Source organism: Rhizobium sp. SL42 (genome assembly GCF_021729845.1).
GTDB lineage: Bacteria > Pseudomonadota > Alphaproteobacteria > Rhizobiales > Rhizobiaceae > Allorhizobium.
Genome location: NZ_CP063399.1, coordinates 264174 through 287951, shown reverse-complemented (window position 1 = coordinate 287951; position 23778 = coordinate 264174). Strand labels below are relative to the sequence as shown.

17 protein-coding genes and 7 pseudogenes are annotated in these 23778 nt (G+C 57.2%); 19 read left to right on the top strand and 5 right to left on the bottom strand.

Annotated features, from left to right (window positions below):
• Positions 1-272 precede the first annotated feature (272 nt).
• The 18 genes and pseudogenes from IM739_RS23725 to IM739_RS23635 all read left to right on the top strand — a co-directional run bounded on the left by IM739_RS23725 (position 273) and on the right by IM739_RS23635 (position 18337).
• Positions 273-782: a helix-turn-helix domain-containing protein gene (locus IM739_RS23725; RefSeq protein WP_237372004.1), complete on the top strand. Its 510-nt coding sequence runs from the start codon at positions 273-275 to the stop codon at positions 780-782.
• A gap of 127 nt (positions 783-909) precedes the next feature.
• The gene (locus IM739_RS23720) at positions 910-1851 is read left to right on the top strand and encodes an ABC transporter substrate-binding protein (RefSeq protein ID WP_237371800.1); all 942 of its coding nucleotides are present in this window, start codon (positions 910-912) and stop codon (positions 1849-1851) included.
• Positions 1852-2047: 196 nt separating this feature from the next.
• Positions 2048-2845, top strand: coding sequence for an ATP-binding cassette domain-containing protein (locus IM739_RS23715; protein WP_237371799.1), 798 nt, complete (start codon positions 2048-2050; stop codon positions 2843-2845).
• A complete protein-coding gene (locus IM739_RS23710; RefSeq protein WP_237371798.1) occupies positions 2842-3882 on the top strand; it encodes an ABC transporter permease in 1041 nt (346 codons plus the stop codon). Before IM739_RS23715 ends, IM739_RS23710 begins: the two co-directional genes overlap by 4 nt.
• 2 nt (positions 3883-3884) lie before the next feature.
• On the top strand, positions 3885-4973 hold the full coding sequence (locus IM739_RS23705; RefSeq protein ID WP_237371797.1) for a phosphotriesterase family protein: 1089 nt from the start codon (positions 3885-3887) through the stop codon (positions 4971-4973).
• A gap of 30 nt (positions 4974-5003) precedes the next feature.
• On the top strand, positions 5004-5774 hold the full coding sequence (locus IM739_RS23700) for a glutamine amidotransferase (protein WP_237371796.1): 771 nt from the start codon (positions 5004-5006) through the stop codon (positions 5772-5774).
• Positions 5775-5777: 3 nt separating this feature from the next.
• Complete coding sequence (locus IM739_RS23695) at positions 5778-6692, top strand: ribokinase (protein ID WP_237371795.1); 915 nt, start codon at positions 5778-5780, stop codon at positions 6690-6692.
• Positions 6689-7543 (top strand): BtpA/SgcQ family protein, encoded by an 855-nt coding sequence (locus IM739_RS23690; protein WP_237371794.1) that lies wholly within the window; start codon positions 6689-6691, stop codon positions 7541-7543. The genes IM739_RS23695 and IM739_RS23690 overlap by 4 nt, the downstream gene beginning before the upstream one ends.
• Positions 7540-8811 (top strand): Zn-dependent hydrolase, encoded by a 1272-nt coding sequence (locus tag IM739_RS23685; protein WP_237371793.1) that lies wholly within the window; start codon positions 7540-7542, stop codon positions 8809-8811. The genes IM739_RS23690 and IM739_RS23685 overlap by 4 nt, the downstream gene beginning before the upstream one ends.
• Before the next feature lie 24 nt (positions 8812-8835).
• On the top strand, positions 8836-9183 hold the full coding sequence (locus IM739_RS23680; protein ID WP_237371792.1) for a transposase: 348 nt from the start codon (positions 8836-8838) through the stop codon (positions 9181-9183).
• Positions 9180-9476 (top strand): IS66 family insertion sequence element accessory protein TnpB, encoded by a 297-nt coding sequence (gene tnpB / locus IM739_RS23675; RefSeq protein ID WP_237371791.1) that lies wholly within the window; start codon positions 9180-9182, stop codon positions 9474-9476. Before IM739_RS23680 ends, tnpB begins: the two co-directional genes overlap by 4 nt.
• Before the next feature lie 122 nt (positions 9477-9598).
• A pseudogene (gene tnpC / locus IM739_RS23670) lies at positions 9599-10593 on the top strand (IS66 family transposase); the annotation flags it as partial.
• Between the two features lie 494 nt (positions 10594-11087).
• Positions 11088-11366: pseudogene (locus IM739_RS24205) on the top strand (IS110 family transposase); the annotation flags it as partial.
• An 82-nt stretch (positions 11367-11448) separates the two neighbouring features.
• Positions 11449-11676, top strand: a pseudogene (locus IM739_RS23660) (IS66 family transposase); the annotation flags it as partial.
• Positions 11677-12046: 370 nt separating this feature from the next.
• Entirely contained in the window at positions 12047-14263 is a 2217-nt protein-coding gene (locus IM739_RS23655) for a methyl-accepting chemotaxis protein (RefSeq protein WP_237371790.1), read from the top strand.
• A gap of 427 nt (positions 14264-14690) precedes the next feature.
• Positions 14691-16127: a methyl-accepting chemotaxis protein gene (locus IM739_RS23645; RefSeq protein WP_442981178.1), complete on the top strand. Its 1437-nt coding sequence runs from the start codon at positions 14691-14693 to the stop codon at positions 16125-16127.
• Positions 16128-16326: 199 nt separating this feature from the next.
• Complete coding sequence (locus tag IM739_RS23640) at positions 16327-17040, top strand: helix-turn-helix transcriptional regulator (RefSeq protein WP_237371789.1); 714 nt, start codon at positions 16327-16329, stop codon at positions 17038-17040.
• A 94-nt stretch (positions 17041-17134) separates the two neighbouring features.
• Positions 17135-18337: an adenylate/guanylate cyclase domain-containing protein gene (locus IM739_RS23635; RefSeq protein ID WP_237371788.1), complete on the top strand. Its 1203-nt coding sequence runs from the start codon at positions 17135-17137 to the stop codon at positions 18335-18337.
• 315 nt (positions 18338-18652) lie between these two features.
• Here the strand turns inward: IM739_RS23635 and IM739_RS23630 are convergent.
• Positions 18653-19362: pseudogene (locus IM739_RS23630) on the bottom strand (IS630 family transposase); the annotation flags it as partial.
• Between the two features lie 101 nt (positions 19363-19463).
• On the opposite strand from IM739_RS23630, the pseudogene IM739_RS23625 reads away from it, so the two are divergent.
• Positions 19464-20120, top strand: a pseudogene (locus IM739_RS23625) (IS110 family transposase); the annotation flags it as partial.
• Positions 20121-20315: 195 nt separating this feature from the next.
• Here IM739_RS23625 and IM739_RS23620 read toward each other — a convergent pair.
• The 4 genes and pseudogenes from IM739_RS23620 to IM739_RS23605 all read right to left on the bottom strand — a co-directional run bounded on the left by IM739_RS23620 (position 20316) and on the right by IM739_RS23605 (position 23590).
• Positions 20316-20978: a YoaK family protein gene (locus tag IM739_RS23620; RefSeq protein WP_237372003.1), complete on the bottom strand. Its 663-nt coding sequence runs from the start codon at positions 20976-20978 to the stop codon at positions 20316-20318.
• 544 nt (positions 20979-21522) lie between these two features.
• Positions 21523-21777, bottom strand: a pseudogene (locus IM739_RS23615) (amidohydrolase); the annotation flags it as partial.
• Positions 21778-21840: 63 nt separating this feature from the next.
• Positions 21841-22437, bottom strand: coding sequence for an NAD(P)H:quinone oxidoreductase type IV (gene wrbA / locus IM739_RS23610; RefSeq protein ID WP_237372002.1), 597 nt, complete (start codon positions 22435-22437; stop codon positions 21841-21843).
• Positions 22438-22817: 380 nt separating this feature from the next.
• Positions 22818-23590, bottom strand: a pseudogene (locus IM739_RS23605) (IS5 family transposase).
• Between the last annotated feature and the right edge of the window lie 188 nt (positions 23591-23778).

Here is a 23778-nt window from a genome sequence, read left to right as displayed (position 1 = left end):
ACCAGCCTCGGATGTAAAAATCCGGGAAGGTAATAATTCAAGTGACTTGATCCAAGTGAAAGATAGGTGGTAGTCATTTGTCAATGAAGGCCGGCGATCCTTTAGGGCGGTAGGTGGAAGATCCCTTAGTGCCTCACTCCAACCAATAGAAGAAAAAGTGCATGAAAAGCGGGTTAGGATTAATTGCAGTAATTCCCGATGACACTGATGTGCAGACTGCCAATCCAGTCCGGCTGGGGACGCGTTTGCGGTTGGCGCGTCAGACCCGGGGGATGACGCTGAAGGCCCTTGCTGATGCAGCCAATTGCTCCGAAAGTCTGCTGTCGAAAATTGAAAATGGCAAGGCGTCGCCCTCATTGCCAATGCTGCACCGCTTAGCTGGCGCACTTGATACGAATATTGGCTGGATGTTCGAAGAATCTGACGGAGAAGAGGGTATCATCTTCCGTGCCGGAACGCGGCCATTGATCGCCCTTGACCCCTTACGGCGGGGCGAGGGAATTTCGCTGGAGCGGATCATTCCCTACTCCGCCGGCCATCTTCTCCAGTGCAATATCCATCACATAGAAGAGAAAGGCGAAAGCGCCGGCCCGATCCAGCATGCGGGAGAAGAGGTCGGCTATGTGCTGGCCGGCAAGATCGAGCTGATTGTGGACGGGAAAAGCTTTACGCTCTCTGCTGGCGACGCCTTTGTGTTTAAGTCCGAGCTGCCGCATCACTATCGCAATGCCGGCCATGAGCGCGCCAGCATCTTTTGGGTGAACACGCCGGCAACCTTCTAAGCAGTTTCCTCTTCGGAAAGTCGAATTCAAGAGGCTTGACAAAAATTCAAGTCTCTTGAATTATGCTGCGGCGCTCACGCGCTTGTTGAGCCCGGCTACGGGCCTTCCGAAAACAAGGGGAACCCGAATGCGCCTTTCCAGACTTTTGATCCGCAGCACCGCAGCCCTCGCCATGACGCTGGCTGTCGGTGTTGCATCCGCCAGCGCAGATACGTTTGCGCTCGTCACCATCAACCAGCAGGCCCTGTTCTTCAACCAGATCAACGATGGGGCGCAGAAGGCTGCGGACGCCGCCGGTGCCAAGCTGGTGATCTTCAACGCCAACAACGTGCCTGCTGCACAGAACGACGCGATCGAGAACTACATCACCCAGAAGGTCGACGGCATCATTCTGGTCGCCATCGATGTCAACGGCGTGAAGCCTGCGATCACGGCAGCGAAGACTGCCGGCATCCCGGTCATCGCCATCGATGCTCAGATCCCCGATGGCGACAATGTCGCCTTCATTGGCGTCGACAATGCCAAAGCCGGCGAAGACATCGGCAAGTTCTTCTCCGACTACGTGAAATCCGATATGGGCGGCACAGCCAAGACCGGCATCGTCGGCGCGCTCAATTCCTTCATCCAGAACCAGCGTCTCGACGGCTTCAAGAAGGCCGTGACTGACGGCGGCCAGGCCGTCACCTTCCTCGACACGGTCGATGGCCAGAACCAGCAGGACATTGCGCTCGGTGCCGCCGAGAACCTGATGACCGCCAATCCTGATATGACGACGATCTATGCCACGGGCGAGCCGCAACTGATCGGCGCCGTCTCGGCCGTCGAAAGCCAGGGCCGCCAGAAGGACGTCAAGATCTTCGGCTGGGACCTGACCGCGCAGGCCGTGAAAGGCATCGAGGAAGGCTGGGTCACCGCCGTCGTCCAGCAGGATCCGGCCGGTGAAGGCAAGGCTGCCGTCGAAGCGCTGGTCAAGCTCAAGAAGGGCGAAACCATCGAGCCGATCATCAATGTTCCCGTGACGATCGTCACCAAGGACAATGTTGCCGAGTTCAAGGGCATGTTCAAGTAAGACAGTCGTCTTTTGGCCGAAAGCCCCCTCCGGTAGTCGGCTGCCTTCTCCCCGCTCGCGGGGAGAAGGATTTCGCGACACGCTCCGTCATTCCCTCTCCGTATCGACAGGATGAAGGTAAGGGGTTGTCGAGCCGCAAGACAGGCGGCAGATCTTGAACCGTTACGAACAGGCCAGCACCAACAGGAACGCCACCATGACCGACGGCGAAACTTACCGTGTCCGGATGACCGGTATTTCGAAACGCTACAATCCCATCCAGACGCTGGACAATGTCTCGCTCACCCTCAAGCCCGGCGAAGTGCTGGGGCTGGTCGGTGACAACGGCGCCGGTAAATCGACGCTGAGCAAGGTGCTGTCAGGCGCTGTCATTCCCGATAGCGGCACCATCGAAATCGATGGCAAGACCGTTTCCTTCGCCTCGCCCGCCGATGCCCGTGCCACGCATGTCGAGATGGTCTATCAGGACCTTTCGCTCTGCGACACGGTGGATGTCGCCGGCAATCTGTTTCTCGGCCGCGAACCGCGCCGCCATGTTCTGGGCATTCCTTTTCTTGACAAGAAGAAGATGCACGGCCTGACGCGCGACATGCTCGACCGTCTCGGCATCGTCATCGCAGATACGCGGCTCAAGGTCGAAAACCTGTCGGGCGGCCAGCGCCAGTCGATCGCCATCGGCCGCGCCGCCTCTTTCGAGCCGAAAGTCCTGATCATGGACGAGCCGACGGCAGCGCTTGCCGTCGCCGAGGTCGAGGCCGTGCTCGAACTGATCCGTACCGTCAGCGCCCGCGGCGTCAGCGTCATTCTCATCACCCACCGCCTGCAGGATCTGTTCCTCGTCTGCGATCGCATCCAGGTCATGTATGAAGGCCGCAATGTCGCCGAACGGCTGATCGGCGAAACCAGCATCGAGGAAGTCGTCAATCTCATCGTCGGGCGCAAGTTTTCCGCCCGCTCTGCCCGGCAAGGCAATGAAACCGGAGTGTCCGCATGAGCCTGTCTTCTCCCCAAAATGGGCCAGTGCAGACCGGGCATGCCGGGTCGCACGTTTCTCCATCCCGCCTGCGCAAGGCGACGCTCTGGGACAAGCTGCTGGCCAATGGCAGCGTCGTCTCCATCGCCCTGTTCTTCATTGTCGTCTGCGTCGTGTTCTCGGTCATCACCGATGCCTTCCTGACAGCGCCCAACCTGCTCAACATCATCCGCCAGTCGGCGCCGCTTCTGATCGTGGCCGCCGCCATGACCTTCGTCATCACCACCGGTGGCATCGATCTGTCCGTCGGCTCGGTGCTGGCGCTGGTTGCGACATTGTCGGCAACGGCGCTGCAGGCCGGGCTCGCATGGCCTCTGGTCATTCTGGTGATGCTGCTGCTCGGCGCGATCATCGGCGCGATCCACGGCTTCTTCGTCGCCTATGAGCGCATCCCGGCCTTCATCGTCACACTGGCCGGTCTTTCGGTCATCCGTGGCCTGGCGCTGCTGATTACAGGCGGTTATTCGATCCCGGTCGATCCATCGAGTTTCTTCACCGTCATCGGCCGGTCGTGGTTCCTCGGCGTTCCGGTTCCGGCGCTGATCGCGCTTGCGGTGCTGGTGGTCGCCTATATCGTCTTCAACGAAACGCCGTTCGGCCGCTACGTCACCGGCATCGGCGCCAATGCGGAAGCCGTCCGGCGCGCCGGCATCGATACCCGCTTCACGACGCTGTTCGTCTATATGCTGTCCAGCACGGCTGCGGCGCTGGCCGGCATCATCGTCACCGCGCGTCTCGGATCCGGATCCTCCAATGCGGGGCAGGGTTTCGAACTTGAAGTGATCGCCGCTGTCGTGCTCGGCGGTACCAGCCTGTTCGGCGGTCGCGGCACGGTTGTCGGGACAGTGCTCGGTGCACTGACCGTTGCCGTCATCGCCAATGGCCTGATCCTCGCCCACATGTCGCCCTTCCTGACGCCGATCGTCACGGGCACAATCATCTTGATTGCCGTCTGGCTCAACTTCCGGCTGTTCCGTGGCGCGGTCAGGGGGAAGTAGGCATGGATCATCTGTTCGATACGGCGCCAAGGGAGCGGGCGGAGATCGGCGTCAAATCCGGAACGGTGATGACGGTTCTCGGTCCCGTACCGGTGGCAGACATGGGCATCACCCTGATGCACGAGCATATCCTGCTCGATGGTGCAAAGTCCTGGCGCTGCCCCTGCCATCCGGACGCGCAGGCCATCGGAGAGCAGAAGGTCAGCATGGAGATCATCGGCGAGCTGCGGATGAACCCCTATATGAACCGCGACAACGTCTCGCTCGACGACAGCGACCTGGCGCTGTCGGAGCTGAAGCGCTTTCAGGCGCTGGGCGGTCATACGGTTGTCGACACGACGAATATCGGCATAGGCCGCGAGCCGGGCAAACTCGCCCGTATCGCCAAGATGTCCGGCCTGAAGATCGTCATGGGCACCGGCTTCTATCTCGAATTCAGTCATCCCGACTGGTTGAAAGCCATGGATGTCGATGCCGTGACAGAGTTCATCGTCAATGATGTCGGCGGCGGCGAGACGCAGCCCGAGGTCATGGCCGGCATTATTGGCGAGATCGGTGTCAGCAAGGATTTCACGTCCGAGGAGCGCAAGTCGCTCCGGGGTGCCGCACGGGCGTCGAGGATCACTGGTGTGCCGCTGTCCATCCATCTGCCCGGCTGGGAGCGTCTGGCCCACGAGGTTCTCGATATCGTCGAGGAGGAGGGCGCTGAGCTCCGGCATACTATTCTCTGCCACATGAACCCCAGCCACGACGATCTGCCCTACCAGAAGGCCCTGGCCGAACGCGGTGCTTTCCTCGAATACGACATGATAGGCATGGATTTCTACTATGCTGATCAGGATGCGCAATCGCCGTCCGACGAGCAGAACGCCCGCGCCATCCGATCATTGATCGACATGGGTTATGCCGACCGCATCCTGCTGTCGCAGGACGTATTCCTGAAAATCATGCTCACCCGTTATGGCGGTTTCGGCTATGGCTTCATCTTGAAACACTTTCTGCCGCGCCTGAAGCGTCACGGGGTCGATCAACTGGCCATCGACCGCATGCTGATCGACAACCCGAAATCCGTTTTTTCCAGAGTATTCTGAAACGCTGACCTACACGTCCAAGGAGTTTCCATGTCCAAGTCCAAAGTTCTTCTCGCCGGCGAATCCTGGGTATCCACCGCCACCCATATCAAGGGCTTCGATCAGTTCCCGACGGTCACCTATCACACCGGTGCCGACGAGCTTCTCGCCGCGCTGAAGGACAGCCCTTTCGACGTCCAGTTCATGCCGGCGCACGAGGCGCAACGAGATTTTCCGCAGTCGCTGGAAGCCCTGTCCGCCTATGATGCGATCATCCTGTCGGATATCGGCGCCAACACGCTGCTACTGCATCCCGATACCTGGATCCACTCCAAGACCACGCCGAACCGCCTTCGTCTGCTGCGCGAATATGTCCAGAATGGCGGCGCGCTCCTGATGTTTGGCGGCTATTACAGCTTCCAGGGCATCAATGGCGGTGCGCGCTATCGCAAGACGCCGGTCGAAGAGGTGCTGCCGGTTTCCTGCCTTGCCTATGATGACCGCGTCGAAGTGCCGGAAGGCTTCGCGCCCGTCGTCACCGGCGATGCGGGCCACCCGATCCTGAAAGGTCTCGGGACCGATTGGCCGATCCTGCTCGGCTACAATGAAGTGACGGTCAAGGACGGCTCGGAAGTTCTGGCGACGGTCTCGACCGATTATGGATCGCAGCCGCTGCTGGTGACCGGAACCTATGGCAAGGGCCGCACGGTCGCCTGGACCTCCGATGTCGGTCCCCATTGGCTGCCGTCGAGCTTCATCGCATGGCCGGGCTACAAGACCCTGTTCGAACAGATGCTTTCCTGGGCGACAGCGAAAGCCTGAGCCATGCGCGTCCATGTCGTCGGCAATGTCTGCATCGACACGACCTTCCGTCTCGACCGCCTGCCAGAAGCGGGCGAAACGCGGAACGCGATGAGCCATGCCGATGGCCTGGGCGGCAAGGGCGCCAATCAGGCGGTAGCGGCGAGCCGAACGGGGGTGCCTGCTGCCCTCTGGACGGCCATCGGCCGGGATGCCAATGGCGACTGGATCCGTGATGCGCTGGGCGGCGAAATCGACACCATCCGATTGACGGTGTTCGATCGGCCGACCGACCGATCGACCGTCGCTGTCGATGCGACGGGCGAGAACATCATCCTCAGCGACGTCTCATGCGCTCTTGCCTTCGATCCACTGACGCAGACCGACCTGGTCGACGCGATCAAACCGGGTGACGTGCTGGTGATGCAGGGGAACCTTGCCTCAGCCGCCACCGGCGCCTGCCTGCGCATTGCGCGGAAAAAAGGCCTCACGACAGTTTTCAATGCCAGCCCGCTGGCTTCGGGTGTGCAGCCCGAGCTTGCCAATGTGGACTTCGTCATTGTCAATGAAGGCGAGGCGCAGGCCATCTCCGGCGCACGGAATCCGGAAGAAGCCGCAGTAAGGATCAGGGATGTCGGTGCAGGCGGCGTGGTTGTCACGCTGGGCGCGCTCGGCTGCGTGCTTCTTGGCAGCGGCAGTGCCGACCCCGTTTATATCCCTGCCCCTAAGGTTGCGGTTGTCGATACCAGCGGGGCAGGCGATGTGTTGTGCGGTATCTTTGCCGGATGCCTCGGCCGGGGACTGACGCCAGAGGCGGCACTGCGCATCGCGGTCGCGGCATCGGCTCTGGCAGTCACACGGGCGGGTACGCTTGCCTCGTGTCCTACAGTCGATGAAGTATCAAGTCTCATCCAACAATCAGAAACGGAACGCGCATGACACAGTCCTCGAAACCGATCGGTCCCAATCCCGCCGATGCTGCCGGCGACGCGATCACCTCCCTCTTCGGCCGCAGCAAGGCCATCATCGGCGTGGTGCATCTGGCCCCTCTGCCAGGCGCCCCGCGTTATAATGGGGACGCTGTCGAGAATGTCTACCAACAGGGACTGGACGACGCCCGCGCCTATCTCGACGGTGGTTGTGATGGCATCATCATCGAAAACCATGGTGATATTCCCTTTTCCAAGCCGGACGATATCGGCCCTGAAACAGCCGCCTATATGTCCGTCATTTCCGACCGCATTCGCCGTGAACTTGGACGGCCGATCGGCATCAATGTGCTGGCCAATGCTGCCATTCCAGCCCTTGCCATTGCGAGTGCCGCGGGCGCCGGCTTCGTGCGCGTCAATCAATGGGCCAATGCCTATGTCGCCAATGAAGGTTTCATCGAGGGCGAGGCGGCTCGCGCCATGCGTTACCGCGCGAAACTTCGGGCGAACGGCATCAGGATCTTCGCGGACGCCCATGTGAAACACGGTTCGCATGCAATCGTGGCAGACAGGCCTGTCGAGGAGCAGGTCAAAGATCTCGTCTTCTTCGATGCCGATGCCATCATCGCCACCGGCCAGCGCACCGGCCACGCCGCCGATCTCGGTTACATCAGGATGATCAAGGAGGCAGCCGGACTGCCGACGCTGGTCGGCAGCGGTGTCACGCCGGACAATGCGCGCGATATTCTCGATATCGTCGATGGCGTCATCGTTGCGAGTTCGCTGAAATATGACGGTGTCTGGTGGAACAAGGTCGAGAAGGCGCGGGTCACGGCTTTCATCGCTGGTCTGAAAGCATGATGCCACGCGCAAAGGTCAACGGCGAACGGCTCCTGAAGCGGCTCGACGATTTCGCCGCGATTGGTGCGACGCCGGCGGGTGGCGTCAACAGGCAGGCTCTGTCGACCGAGGACCGCAATGCGCGCGCCCTTCTGGCCAGCCTCGCGATCGAACGGGGCTTTGCGGTGTTTCAGGATGGGATGGCCAATCTGTTCATTCGTCGCGCAGGAAAGAACGCCGACAGCCCGCCCTTCCTGATCGGCAGTCATCTCGACAGCCAGCCAACAGGGGGACGTTACGACGGCGCTCTGGGAACGCTTGCAGCCTTCGAAGTTCTGGAGACGCTGGAAGATGCGGGCATCGAAACGGATGTCCCGATCGAAGCGGTTGCCTGGACCAATGAGGAAGGCAGCCGGTTTGCGCCGGGAACCATGGGCTCCCAGGCATTTTCGCAGGCGAGCGTTCCGGAGGAATGGCATGGCATTCGCGGGACTGATGGGATGGCGTGGCGCGATGAACTGGCTGCCACGCTTCTGGCACTGCCTTGCGCTGAGCAGCGGATGCTCGGCTTTCCGATAAGGGGCTATCTGGAGCTGCACATCGAGCAGGGGCCAATGCTCGAGAATGAAAATATTCCGATCGGAATCGTCACCGGCGTCCAAGGGACGCGCTGGCTGGAGATCACCGTAACAGGGCAGGCGGCGCATGCCGGCACCACGCAACTGGCCTTTCGCCGCGATCCCATGGTTGCCGTCACCTCGGCCCTGCACAGGCTCTACAGCACAATCATGCCGGGGGACGCAAACGCCCGCCTGACGGTGGGTCGGGTCGCCGCATATCCGGGTTCCATCAATGCCATTCCAGGTTCTGTCAGTCTGACGATCGACCTGCGCCATCCGCACATCGACAGGCTGAATGCCATGGAAGCCGATGCGCTTGCCGACTTTCAGGCGTCAGCGGCCATGGAGGGATGCGAGGTCAACCTTCGTCGGACATTCGACATGAGCCCAGCCTCATTCTCAAGCGTGGTGGTCGATGGCATCGAACAGGCGGCACGTGAGCTTGGCGTGCCCTCCAAGCAGATGGTGTCAGGCGCGTTTCACGATGCTCTCTATATTGCCCGGGTGGCACCGGCCGCGATGATTTTCGTGCCCTGCAGAGGCGGTTTAAGCCACAACGAAGCGGAATATGTCGAACCCCGGCATAGCGTCGCCGGAGCGCAGATGTTGTTTCAATCCACTTTGCAAGTCCTGGGTAAGTTAGCCACCATTTCACCGCGTCGACCGTAAAGCCGTTAGAGGGGACGTTGGTGAATGACGGCAGAACCCGTCCGCAAGCGACGTAAGCCGCGTGACTGGTCGGATGACGAAAAGGCGCGGATCGTCGCCGCAACGTTGCAGCCTGGGGCTAATGTCTCGGCAGTTGCCCGGTCTGAAGGCTTGGATCGCTCGCAGCCTTACGGGTGGCGTCGCAAGGCACGGGCATCGGGAGTTGTTGCGCCCCTGACGGAGAGAACGGGCAAGGAGATCAAGTTCGCCCGCGTTGAAACTGTCAGCAGCTCTGCGGTGGAAATCGTCATCGGCGATATCGTGGTGCGCCTCGGCGGCGATTTTAACTCTGATCACTTAGTGAAGGTTCTGCAGGCGGTTCGCAAGGCATGATCGCGTCGGGTGTGGTGGTTTATATGTCGTGCCAGCCGGTCGACTTCCGCAAGGGAGCCGCCTCCTTGATGGCGCCGGTGCGGGCTGGCGGTCTCGATCCTTTCAATGGCGCGCTTTACGTCTTTCGGTCGAAACGGGCCGATTGTATTCGTATTGTCTGGTGGGATGGCAGTGGTGTCTGCCTCTATTCGAAAACCTTGGAAGATCAAGGCTTCTGCCGGCCGGGCATATCGGCGGCACGGATACGTCTGGACCATTCTCAGCCTATGGCATTGCTGGCGGGAATGGATTGAAAAAGATCCGCCCGACCAAGGTCAGGCGGCCCTTGTTGACGGGCTGACAACGCCTGCGGCAAGATGAATCATGCCGCTGTAATGGTTGGGAAAACGGCTGTTTTTGTGCTCTAGTCCTTCCCATGGATTTGCCTCTTCACGACTTGCCGGACGACGTTGACGCGCTAAAAGCGATGGTTCTTGCGCTGGCCCGCGAACAAGCCGCCTGGGAGGTTCGGCTTGTCGCCGCCGAAGCTGAGATCGCCCGACTGGAAGCCGTCGAGAAGAGCGCCAAAGAGCGGATTACCAATCTCAGATCGATCCTGAAGGTTCTGCAGCGCACACAACATGGCACCCGTTCCGAGCGGCTGAGCCTTGGCGTCAATGACGAACAGGTGTCCTTTGCCTTCGAGGAAGTCGAGACCGGCCTTTCCGCAATCCAGAGCGAGCTTGATCACGCGGCTAAAGACAAGCCGAAACGAGCACCACGTTCGCGCAAGGGTTTTGCCGTTCATCTCGAACGCATCGAGCAAGTGATCGAGCCGGAGATCCCGGCCGGCTGCGAGGGACTGGAAAAGGTCTTGATCGGTGAGGATCGCTCCGAACGACTGGATGTCGTGCCGCCGAAGTTCCGGGTCATCGTGACGCGCCGCCCCAACTACGCCTTCCGCGGCCACGATGGCCTGCTCCAGGCTTTGGCAACGGCGCACATCATCGAAAGCGGCCTGCCGACGGAGCGGCTGCTCGCCTATATCGCCGTCTCCAAATACGCCGACGGCCTTCCGCTTTACCGGCAGGAAGCAATCTATCTACGCGACGGTGTCGAGATCAGCCGATCGTTGATGGCCCAGTGGATGGGGCATCTGGGTTTCGAGCTTCAGATTTGCGCCGATTATATCCTCGAGCGCGTCAAGGAGGGAGAAAGGGTCTTCACCGACGTGACGACCTTGCCCACGCTTGCACCCGGTTCGGGGAAAACGACGAAAGCATGGCTTTGGGCTTATGCTCGCGACGATAGACCTATGGCGGAACCAGCCCACCGATGGTTGCCTATCGTTTTGAGGACAGCAGAGGCGCTAATTGCGTGGTGCGTCATCTCGCCGGCTTCAGCGGCATACTGCAAGTGGACGGATATTCGGAAAGAGCGCCTTCGCGCTTCGCTTTCTAGGCTCCCTGAGCCAGTGACGATCCGACTGCGTAGCGTGATGACATCGTCGATATCGCCCGCTCACTGGTCAGGGCAGGGGTAGTACAGGGCGGAATTGGGCAGGCCAGGTAGCGCACTGGTGCGCTGAAAGTGGAATGAGACGACGGGGTCAACCTCCGCCTGCCGGACCAAGGTCAACGCCTTTTCGTTAGCATCGTCGAGTTGGTTGCCAGCCGATCTGAGCTCCTCTTCAATGGGCCGGTCGAGGAAGACCTTCCACTCTCCGAAGGGGAGGATTGGAGGTGATCATGATGGAACGCCGCTCATATCTTGCGCAGATACCATGCGCGGTATTACGGCGGCTGACGATCTCATCGATGAAGGCGCGGTAAGAAACGAGATCGCCAAAATCCCTGGTTCCACGCATCAGCAGAGCATCGCGGATCGCATTCTTGAGATGGCCGTGGGAACTTTCAATCGAGCCGTTGCCAACGGCCCGGTCGCTATTGCAAGAGAAGGCGATCGATTTGGAGAACGAGATGCGCGGGCTCTTGCGCAACTTCGGACTAAATGTTGGTCAGGCCTCGGGCGGCACGTTCGATGGAAGAATACGTGAGCTTGTTGAACACGACGCCGAACTGACGGAAATCATGGAGCCATTGCTCGCCGGACGACGCAAGTTGCGCGAAGGTCTTGCCAAACTTGAAAAGAGGGTTCTAGCCGAGGCGAAGCAGGACGAGGTTTGCAGGCGGCTGATGACTGTGCGTGCCCATCATGTCGACCCAGCGAACGCACACAAGATCCTTTTGTCAGCGCACCGGCTCAACAACTATGTTGTGCGTCCGATCTCCCGTCGCGCAGGCCGCCGACTACATGCTGAAGCGCTGGGTTGGCTTCACGTCCTTCCTCGATGACGGCAGGATTTGCCTGACGAACAATGCTGCCGAACGGGCGCTCAGGGGTTTTGCGCTCGGACGGAAGTCATGGCTCTTCGCCGGATCGGATCGTGGTGCTGAACGTGCGGCGTTCATGGCGACACTGACCATGAGCGCCAAGCTCAATGACATCGAGCCACCTCAGCTACGAAGAAGGACATATGCTCTTGCGAAATATCCACTTCTGGCTCCGCATATCCTTAAAGCGCAGACTTTCCGCGTTGACCTGGGCTCCAGCAGGAGATTGTTAACTACCGTCACGATTTCATTGCGAGCATAAAGCCGGACGTCGTCGCCCGATCGACTCGCAACCCATCTAAAGGGAATGGATGCGATATCACGGACAGAGGCAACGACGCCTTCATGAGCAACCGAAGGGAATTTATGTAATGCGACGCAATTTACGTGTGCTCGCTCGCAAGAGTTCTTAACCAGACCCACATTTTCCAAACGCAACCCGTTGGGCGGCACACTAGGCACGAACAACAACATCTGCAGGAGACAAAAGAATGCGCGCAACCTACAAAGGCCCCTCGATCAGGGCAACTTTGTACCTGCAGATATTCATGCCACTTGCTGGACTAATGGCCCTCTCGATCCTGCAGATGCAAGAGTCTTACAACACATTTGCGAAGCTAAAGGCTGCAACGTATGTTCAGGAGATTGCCAATGTAGGTGGCGAACTGGCCCAAGCTCTGCCGCAAGAGGTCTTTGCGCCCGTCGACCAACTCGAGCACGCCCGGAAGCGCACGGATGCCGCATTCGAGGCAGTTTCTGAAGCTTATCGGAATGGGACCGTCAACGGGATACTGGATGATACAATCGCCCAGAATGTTCGCTTCGTCGAAGCCGAGCACAAAAGGCTCACCGACTACCGCAATGGAATTGATCACGCTAATGAGCAAAACGTTTCCGACATGCGAGCTGCGGGAATCACTCTCCAGCCTATAGCAGCAGCCGGGATTGATTTGACGCGAAGAGCTGGAGCAATTATCGACGATGTGAGCCTTTCTCATATCATCAATGGGTATTTTTCATTGATGCAATTGAATGATGCAGGACTGATCGAAGCTACATTTGCTTCAAAGTACCTTGAAACTGGCGCGCTAGATCCGGAACAGCATGGATTTGTCATTCAATCACGAGATCTATTTAACACATACACAAATCCTGTGTTGGAATTTCTGCCAGATGACATCACGAAAGAATACAGGGAGTTTTTGAAAAGCGGCGAATTCAACTCTATAAAGGACGTTCGTGATGGAATGTATTTATTGAGGCCTACGAGCTCGATCGATGGAAACGTTAGTGCAGATTTCGAGAGTGTCTCTCAAGTTCGGACGGAGCTTCTAACGGAAGCTTTGCGCGTGACAAGTGAGTACTTGAGAAGCGAAACCGAAAAGAAGCTGAATGCATCTTGGATTGCGATGATCGTCTATGGGATTGTTGCAATTGGTGGATTTTTCCTAAGCGTCGCAGTCTCCTTTGTCTGCATTGCTACCATAAGCACCCCTCTTCGCCGGATAGCACACAGAATGGCCGCCTTGGCCGTAGGCGATACATCAAGTAACGTACCTTACGAGGGACGTCCGGATGAAATCGGGGTAATGGCACATGCCGTAGCTCACTTCCGTGACCTGGCAATTGAGAAGGCTCAGTTGGAATCTGCGCATGAATACAACCGCGTCAATGCGGAGCGGCAGCGCTTAGCTGATCAAGCGGAGGCGGAAGCAGAAGCTGACCGCCGACTGAATGAGACGACTAAAGCGCTCGCCCAAGGTCTGAAACGACTATCCGTAGGCGATATGCATTGTGAGATCAGCGAAACTTTCGCACCGCAGTTTGAAGCACTGAGGAGTGATTTCAATACATCGGTCAGTCAGCTGCGTGATGCATTGTCTGCGGTTCGTGGGCTCGCGGATGAGGTGAATAGTGGCAGTGCCGAGATTTCGCAGGCCGCATCAGACCTTGCAAGGCGCACCGAACAGCAGGCGGCCTCACTTGAGGAAACCGCAGCTGCTCTTGAGGAGATCACTTCGAACGTCTTATCCACCACGACAAGAACGAAGGATGCTCGCTCGCTGGTTCTGGATGCACGAACCCGGGCTGAGCGGTCTTCGGAAGTGGTTACTAATGCGGTGGATGCCATGAAGAAAATTGAGGAATCTTCCCGCCAGATTGGCCAGAGAATCGGTATCATTGATGAAATAGCCTTCCAGACCAACCTGCTTGCATTGAATGCTGGCGTGGAAGCGGCCAGGGCTGGAGATGCTGGTAAGGGGTTCGCCGTCGTTGCTCAGGAGGTGCGCGAGCTCGCCCAGCGTTCTGCGAGTGCAGCAAAGGAAATCAAGCAGCTGATCTCCAACTCCGCGGACGCGGTGAGTGAAGGCGTCAAGCTCGTGGACGAGACTGGTTCAGGTCTTTCGGAAATCGATCGTTTGGTCCGCACCGTCAGCGAGCACATGGGCGCGATCGCCCTTGCTGCCCAAGAGCAATCGACCGGTTTGGCCGAAGTCAATAGGGCGGTCAACCACATGGATCAGGCGACGCAGCAGAATGCTGCGATGGTCGAGGAAATGAACGCTGCAGGCGTCGGCCTCGCCTCGGAAAGCGCACAGCTAAACCAGTTGCTTTCCCGATTCGAGATTGATGCAGATGGCCAGCAGCTACGACAGATGGCAACAGCCATGAGAAAAATCCCAACGAAAGCGCGGCAGATTGCATAACAGAAATACCTCGCCGAAAAGCGACTCGTAGATCTATGCAATCTTGCTACCCCGTCTAAAGTTAGCGCGGGGTCCACCGGTGGACGTCTCAACTATCTAGTGAAATTACATGGTCACCCTGTACCCGAGATGGCTCATCCATTCCGGTTCCATTCGCAGGCCACTGGCTGAGCCACCCTGCTTCTCATCACGTGAGAAAGATCACTCGACACTATCTTTCGTTCAATTGTCCAAATTGAGCGAAAAGGACAGGGCCCGCAATCCTTGATTGGCTACATTTACGCTGCATCTTCGAAACTCGAAAAACTGCGAAAGTGCTAAGTATTTCAATGGCCTGAAGTGTAGATGATAAGTCTTGTTGTAAATTCTTTAATGACTTTCCTATAGCCTCAGCGATAGGAAGTGAACATTGTTTCGAGGAGTAACTATGCGATTGTTTGGTGCCAAGCTGTCGTTTGAGCAGAAGATATCTGACCTGGTTTTCGAAAACTCGCCGGATGCCTATTTCGTCATCGAACAGGGAAAGTTTATCCATTGCAATAAGGCAGCACAGACTGCGCTAGGGCTTTCTCGTCAGGAGATTCTCGGCATGACTCCGGCTGATTTTACGCCGAAGTATCAACCCGACGGGCGCGACCCAGCCAAAGTCGTAGCGGAAAACACCGCTAAAGTATTGAAAGATGGTTGGGCTAGGTTTGAATGGGTCCATCAGAAATCCGATGGAACTCCCCTTCCAGTTTTGGTTACCCTAATGGCCGCCAAAATTGAAAGCCGGACATACGAAATCGTATTTTGGCAGGATATTCGGGCACTTACCGAAACCCGTGAAGCCGAACGTCTAACGCAAGAGCGTGAACGAAGGAAGACGATCGACCGCGATGCAGCAATCACGAGTATTGCAAGATCCTTGCACCGACTTGCAATAGGTGACCTCAACTGCGCAATTAATTCTGAGCTTCCGGAGGGATTTGAAGCACTGAGGAGTGATTTCAATACATCGGTCAGTCAGCTGCGTGATGCATTGTCTGCGGTTCGTGGGCTCGCGGATGAGGTGAATAGTGGCAGTGCCGAGATTTCGCAGGCCGCATCAGACCTTGCAAGGCGCACCGAACAGCAGGCGGCCTCACTTGAGGAAACCGCAGCTGCTCTTGAGGAGATCACTTCGAACGTCTTATCCACCACGACAAGAACGAAGGATGCTCGCTCGCTGGTTCTGGATGCACGAACCCGGGCTGAGCGGTCTTCGGAAGTGGTTACTAATGCGGTGGATGCCATGAAGAAAATTGAGGAATCTTCCCGCCAGATTGGCCAGAGAATCGGTATCATTGATGAAATAGCCTTCCAGACCAACCTGCTTGCATTGAATGCTGGCGTGGAAGCGGCCAGGGCTGGAGATGCTGGTAAGGGGTTCGCCGTCGTTGCTCAGGAGGTGCGCGAGCTCGCCCAGCGTTCTGCGAGTGCAGCAAAGGAAATCAAGCAGCTGATCTCCAACTCCGCGGACGCGGTGAGTGAAGGCGTCAAGCTCGTGGACGAGACTGGTTCAGGTCTTTCGGAAATCGATCGTTTGGTCCGCACTGTCAGCGAGCACATGGGCGCGATCGCCCTTGCTGCCCAAGAGCAATCGACCGGTTTGGCCGAAGTCAATAGGGCGGTCAACCACATGGATCAGGCGACGCAGCAGAATGCTGCGATGGTCGAGGAAATGAACGCCGCAGGCGTCGGCCTCGCCTCGGAAAGCGCACAGCTAAACCAGTTGCTTTCCCGATTCGAGATTGATGCAGATGGCCAGCAGCTACGACAGATGGCAACAACCATGAGAAGTGCCCCAACGAAAGCGCGGCAGATCTTGCAAGTCGCCAATTGAGCGACAGCTTCGGATACTGCTTCCATTTAGGAAGCTAGCTGTGCGGGAACACAATAATATGCGGATTTGGGATATATCGGCCAGAAGTGGCGCTTCCGCACTCTCCGTTGCTCTTCTAGAATGAGGTGGCGCTGGAAGCTCACTTACTCTTACCTTCCCGCGCGCGACGCCATGCGAGGAACAGTTGGAGGCTTGGGTAATGGATTCACTGATGTCGGCGGGGAGCAGTGGACCTGCACCGCTCCAGGCTGACGGTACGTCTGGAGAATGGCTTGGTGCTGCGTCGGTCGTAGATTCACGTGGGCCGACGCCGGTGAAATTTGGTGATTGGCAAGCGGATTACGCGCGCCAGCTTGACCACATGACAGCATCGATGTTGAAGGGGCGCAATATTCGTATCGCGTTGATCACCCTAGACGACAAGCAATCTGGCATCCGGACTCTATGGTCTTCACCCGGGCCGGTGATCGAGGCATTTCCGGGTGAAACCCTTGATAGACTGATATCGACGCTTTCAAAAGCGGCGCAGTTCGGACGAGAGCTTTGGTTCTCGCTACATACGCAGGCGAAGCCAAGTATTTCCGGGCTGGTCCTTCGGTGGCAGGGTCTGTCTGCGCCCACTGCCTTGGTCGCCTGGGGAGACGATCTGGATGCTCTGAGGACGATGACGCAAATCTCCGATCGATTGGCTAACCTCGATGACCTGAGGAGGCCCCACAAGCTCGGCCTTACCTTGCGTGAGCTCCAGATCGTAGCTCTGATGGCCGAAGGGCATACCTCCGTCGAGGTTGGTCGGCTGTGTAGAATCGCCGATGCGACGGTGAACATCCACATAGCAAATGCCATGCTGAAGACCGGTGCCAAGAACAGAATGCATCTGATCGCCAGCACACTTAGGGCCGGCATTGTTTGACCGATGCAGGGAAGTAATTGTTGCGCCTCGACGATAAATGATACATTCGGCGATCGAAACCACGACACCTGTCGCTCATGCGAGAGGAGGGGGCATGCGACAGGATCGGGCGGCTCATAGCGGCACCTTAGTTAAAGAGGATGAAATTCTTCAATGGCTGCTGGTCGGAACCCGTACCGAACTTAGCATAGAGAAGATCTTTGTGGATTTGTGCGTCAAGCTAGCGAGTTCCGGTCTTCCGCTTGCGCGAGCATCTCTTCACTTTAGAACTCACAATCCGGAATGGTTGGGGTCTCGCATTCTATGGCAGGCGGCAATTCTGGGCTGTAGAACTGAAAGCGTTGCCTACGAAGTGGAAGAAACAACAGCTTTTACCCTCAGTCCTTTCAAAACGATAATAGACGGTGCGGACGAAGTCCGGCAGCATCTTGAAAAAGCGCTGCCTGGCTCAAAGGAATATCCCATCTACACGGGACTTCGGACGGAAGGTCTAACCGACTATATCGCGTTACCGCTCGATCACACGGGTGACAGGCGACATCTCGTTACCTTCTTGAGCGATGTTCCAGGCGGCTTTCGTTCACAGCACATCAGCACTCTCAGAGGACTGCTCCCGGCCCTGGCGCTCGTTACCGAAATTCGCTTGAAGAACCAGTTAGCCAAAACCCTGCTGGATACCTATGTCGGCCCCCGTGCAGGTAACCAGATCTTGGAAGGCGTCACGAGGCGAGGCAGTGGAGCTACCGTGAATGCGGGAATCATGATGTGCGATCTTAGAAATTTTACGGCACTATCCTGTAAGCTGAGCCGCGACGAGACGATCAGTCTTCTGAACGGATATTTCGACGCTCTGGCCGAGCCAATTCAGGCCAATGGAGGAGAGATCTTGAAATTTATGGGAGATGGGGTGCTGGCGATCTTCCCTCTCGAAAATGTCACTATCTGCCAAGCGATGATCAGGGCGATTGACGAAGCGAGAGTGTCGCTTGCGGCGATGAATGAGCGAAATTTAGAGTCCGGCCGAACCGTGGTCGGCTACGGTATCGGCGTCCATGTCGGCGAAGTTATGTATGGCAACATCGGGTCGCGGAACAGGTTGGATTTTACAGTGATCGGGCCTGCTGTAAACACGGCCTCCCGGATCGAGGGCTTGGCGAAGGAACTTAAATGCACGGTTCTATGCTCTGACGCCTTCGTCAGACTAGCGGGTTGCCAAGACCGTTCGGAATATATGGGGAATCATTTGCTTCGGGGCATCGACGAGCCAATCGGCGTCTATTCTCTCTTTAGGGAATAGTGTTGGTTGTCGCGGGAGCTTGCGGAGAAGCTCGTGCGTTACGCGTCGGTATCCGTACAGGGCAGCTCGTCCTGGATGTCCTCAATGATTGCAACGAGTTCGCCATCCCCGAGGTTTAAGGCTCTCGCAGTTGATCGGTAAGAGCTGATGTTGTGGACGGCCCCACCCCCTGAGTTTGTGGCAAAGTGTGGTCGTTTTGAAACGCTCACATGAGGAGCCGTCCATGGAAACGATGTAAGCGCTAATTTCGGCGCACCTTTTTCCGTCGACGCCTCTGCCGCATGAAGTGTCCACTTAAAATAGAGCGCGTCCGCTTTACTCGGGGTCATATCCGCACGATTTGAAGTAGTTGGCGCATTCATGCGGCTCGAACAGTGTGACGGCATGGCCGACGGTATTCCATAAGCCATCGACCGTTCGCTCAGCTTTGGCGCGCAAGACGGCCTTGAGCTTCGCGAAGGCCTTCTCGATGGGGTTGAAGTCTGGACTGTAGGGAGGAAGGTAGAGCAACCGGCACCCCGCGCCTTCGATTGCGAGACGCACGCCCTCCGCCTTATGTGCCGGCAGGTTGTCCATGATGACGATGTCGCCCGGCACCAAGGTTGGAATGAGAACCTGTTCGACATAGGCCTGGAACGCGACGCCGTTCATCGCACCGTCGAGGACCATGGGCGCGGTCATGCCGGATAGCCTGAGCGCGCCGGTAAATGTCGTTGTCTTCCAGTGCCCGTGCGGGATCGGTGAGCGGCAGCGATCTCCGCAATTGGCCCGTCCGCGAAGCCGAGACATTTTCGTGCTCAGGCCGGTTTCATCGATGAAGACGAGGCGCGCCGGATCGAGGTCGAGTTGGCCGTCGAACCAGTCCTGGCGACGTTTCAGCAGGTCAGGACGGTGCTGCTCCAGTGCATGTGCGGTCTTTTTTTGAAAGTCCAGCCGCGCTTTCGCAGCCAGACGTCAAGCGCACTGCGGCCGATCGATACGGCTCTGTCCTCATGCAATCGCAGAACCATCTCGTTAAGCGTAAGACCGTATGTCCGTCTTCGTGGCTGAGGTGGCTCGCCCTACACTGGTCTTCCGAGGGTTGCTCGGACAGGCCGAGCCGATCCTCATCACAGGAGGACGAGCCGTGGCAAATTATAGAGAAGCTTTTGTTGGAATCGACGTCGCCAAGTTAAAGAATGCGATTGCTGTTGCTGAATCCGGCCGGGAGGGAGAGGTTCGCTTTTGGGGTGAGGTTGACACGTCCGATACCAGCATGCGCCGCATCATCCAGCGGATAGCAGCAAAGTTTGATCGCGTTCATTTCTGCTACGAGGCGGGTCCGACCGGATATGGCCTTCATCGGCTGATCCAATCGCTTGGCCAATGAATGTGTGGTCGTCGCGCCTTCCTTGATTCCCAGGAAACCAGGCGACAGAGTCAAGACCAACCGTCGAGATGCACTCGCGCTCGCCCGGCTATTGAGAACCGGCGAGCTCACAGCGGCTTGGGATCCCGACGAGAGTCATGAAGTAGTGCGAGATCTCGTTCGCGCCCGGGCTTCTGCAGTCGAGACGTTGCGGGTTCACCGGCAACAGATCAGCGCCTTCATGCTCAAACACAGTCGCATCTACCCACGCAAGACGGGGTAGACGATGCGATACTTGATCTGGCTCCCTGAGCAGCATTTCGATCATCCGGCGCACCAGATCGCGCTACAAGAAATGGTCGACTCGGGCACGTCTCCAGGGAGCGTGTCAATCGACTGTGGAAGGTAATCGAGGAGTTCGTCCCGAACTCATCGACCTACAACATTCACATGCTCTACAATTTGTTCGGCACGAGCGGAGTGACCGCCAGCCAGAACTATCAAATCGTACCGTTTTTCTCCCGTAATTTCATCTGGAACGATGGTCAGGTTTCGAAAAGGTACGTGTATTGAAAGTGTATTTCAAGGAGATCAAGTCTCTTAACGCGTCGTAGAAGACTGCTTTTGTTCTCACTCCCCGTCGAGAAAATGCAGGGTGGCCGCAAGCGCGAAGGGTATCCAGAAGACGTGCATGCCGATCTGCAGGAACAACAAGGCCGCAGAGCCACATCCGAGCGCAAATGCACAGACCGCGCTCAGCATTCGGCTGAGGCGGTTGCGCCGCAAACGCTTCTCATCGTCCGGAACTCGTAGGGCGAGATCGGAGAGGTCCATCATGATCTGTGTCGTGGTGCCCGTCATCAATGTCGTCGGCGGAGAAGCGCCGAGATGGACGCGGTGGATAGCGTTCTGGATCGCCATAGCGCTGACGAGGACCATCCCGGTCAGAACCGCCTGCCAAGTACCAGCATCGTGGAACGGACCATAGCGGACTGCAAGGACCGCGGCGATTCCGAACAGCAGACATTTGATCGTCAGCATGACGCGCAGGCTTTTTGTTCCGCGTTCTTTGAGAAAATGGTCAAGTAAACGAACAGAGAACACGACGATGCAAAATACGGGCAGCGCCATGAGTTTTGCAACAGCGCCGGAGGTGCCGAGAACCAAGGAGGCACCGAAGGTCACGAAATTCCCCGTCACATGGGCAGTAAATAGCCCCTGCAAGGCGAGGAAGCCTGCAGTATCAACGTAGCCGCCACCAAAACTCATCAAAACAGGCAAGGACGGTTTTATCATTTATGCTCCGGCATTTTCAATGCTCCGCCACATGGTTGTGGTGCAGCCGAACGTAAACAAATATCCCCCAACCAATTTGGAGGAACTCTCATGCAGTTAAAATCGCCTACTCACTTCCTGCCAGACGACAAACAAAAGTCCGCCCGCCCGCTAAAATGCTCAAAGAACGCGTTCGTGATCGCTAAGCGCTCTGCGCCATCTGGCAACTCCAAGACCACAAAGCAACAAAGGTGGCGGCAAGCGTGAATAGTGCAAGGGAGAGTACTTCGAGCCACCGAAACACTGCCGTTAGGATGCATGGGCGCGCTGTTCTCAATCAGGACCACACCGGACGCGATTTGGCACGGCGGGTACGATGCCAAGGTGGTTCATTTCGCCGATAGCTGCCTCGAAATTGAGGGACTTTGTGACGCCGCCCTGTAGGTAGGCCGCACAAAGCCCCCGCAATCCGAGGAACTTTACTATTTGGGAGGAGAGGACGGCATTGAAATGCGCCACGTGTGTGAAGTTCAGCTAACTTTGACATGATGCATTAAACCGCTCAGCAAGAACAGCTGAGCGCCCCAATGAAGCCTTTCGCGTCAGCGATCGGAAGTTTCGAGGACCAGGCGTCTGCAAGGTCGTGTCCATGCAGGCTATACGAACTGGCTCAGCCGCAAACGCCGGTAGCCTTTGCACGCAAGGAATTCTGGTCTGCGCCTTCCAGTTCACCCCACGCGGCATAGCCTTTGAAATATTGACCGACGGGCCAGTCAGGCGTGGGAGGCGGCTCGTCGTTCTCATCGAGTGCGGCAAAGAGCCGATATCGTACACGACATGCCGCTCCCCATAGTAAGCTCGGAGCTCCTGCTGTGGAGAATCAGGCCATTTTAGCGGCGATCTTGGCGACGTGAGCGCCTTGGAACTTGGCACCTTCCAGTTCAATTGCCGAAGGCTGACGTGAACCATCACCGTCGGTAATCGTAGACGCGCCGTAAGGTGACCCCCCCTTGATTTCGTCGACACCCATCTGACCAGCGAAGGCATATGGGAGACCAACATAGACCATACCATGGTGCAGGAAGGTCGGAACAAAACCGAGGATCGTGGATTCCTGCCCCCCGTGCTGGGTCGCCGAAGATGTAAACATTGAGCCAACCTTGCCGACCAGCTTGCCCGCAAACCAAAGGCCACCAGTCTGGTCCCAGAAATTGCGCATCTGTGAGGCAACGGTGCCAAAACGTGTACCGGCGCCGACGATGATGGCATCATACTCAGCCAGCTCATCGACAGTCGCAATTGGAGCCGGCTGATCCATCTTGAAGTGCGAAGATTTTGCGACATCTTCCGGAACAAGTTCCGGTACGCGTTTAACTACAACTTCTGCACCCGCTGCTTTCGCACCCTCAGCAACGGCATATGCCATCGCCTCAATGTGACCATAAGCTGAGTAGTAAAGAACGAGAACTTTCGCCACTTTTAGAGTATCCTTGTTGGGAGATATTGAATATTTACTGATCGGAAAGCCGAATATAAGCCGTTTTATGAAATCAAAGATCATTCAGATCTACCTCAATTCCGTTGATGGAGTGACGGTAACTTAACCGCCTTGAACTTTCTAGCGATGGAGCGAAGACAGACTGTTCGAAAAGCGTGAACGCTCAACACTTCAAACCGCCCGATTGGATTTCAAGCAGCATTGCCATAAGACTGCGGCTTCCTGGAAGTAACTGGACGGCTTGTCCCGGGATCGTGTCCCATGACGTGGTGTAGCTTAGAGTCGGACTCGAAAAGCCCTCAACGATATCGATACCTTGCGAGGCGTCGGGTGATGAGACGAATGTGGGCGATCATGATTCACGCCTCGGCTGATGCGATGGAGCGCTCGACGTCCTTGGCCAATCTTCGGCATCTACCGAGCCACGCGAAGGTCCGCTCGACCACCCAGCGACGCGGCAAACCTTGAAAGCCTTTCGCTTTGTCCGGGCGCTTGATGATCTAGATCGTCCAGCGCCCGATCTTCTTCAGCCGCCGCTTCAACTTGTCGCCCGCATAACCACCATCGGCGAAGACATGCAGCAACCAGGGCCACCTGTGGCGTATGGATTTCGGGAGATCGGGAGCACCGTCGCGATCCTGGATATCGGCGCTGTGTACCATAAGACCGACCATCAGCCTAAGCGTATCGACGATGATATGGCGCTTGCGCCCTTTGGTTTTCTGCCCGCATCATAGCCTCGTATACCGCCGCTTTCCGTGATTTTCACGCTCTGGCTGTCGATCACACCGGCCGTCGGGCTTGCCTCTCTGCCCTCCAGCTCGCGGGCCTCCATCACCAGATGATGGTTGATGCGCGCCCAAAGTCCCAGTGCCCGCCATTCATAGAAATAGCGCTGGACGGTTGAACAGGGCGGAAAGTCCTTCGGCAGCATGCGCCACTGGCAACCGGTCATGGCGATGTAAAGCAGAGCGTTGACGACCTCACGTAAATCCGAGGTCCGTGGACGGCCCAAGCGGCGCGGCATTGGTAGGAAAGGCTGAACCAGCCCCCATTCCCGATCTGTCATATCGCTTGCGTAGCGTGCCGTTCGCCGGGCATATTGCCGACGGGTGATTTCAGTCCAGGCCATCGTGAACTCCATCGAATCTTTGTAAATCCGAAGGAATCATAACCTATTGAAATCACCCACTTCTTTTTGAGGCAGCCTCTTAGGGCATTCTTGGTGGGATAACCCAACTGCCGAATAGTCGCCTTAATCCGCTTGCCGAGCTTGATATAAAGCTCGATTTCTCGAAGTCTGTCTGCGTACGAATACAT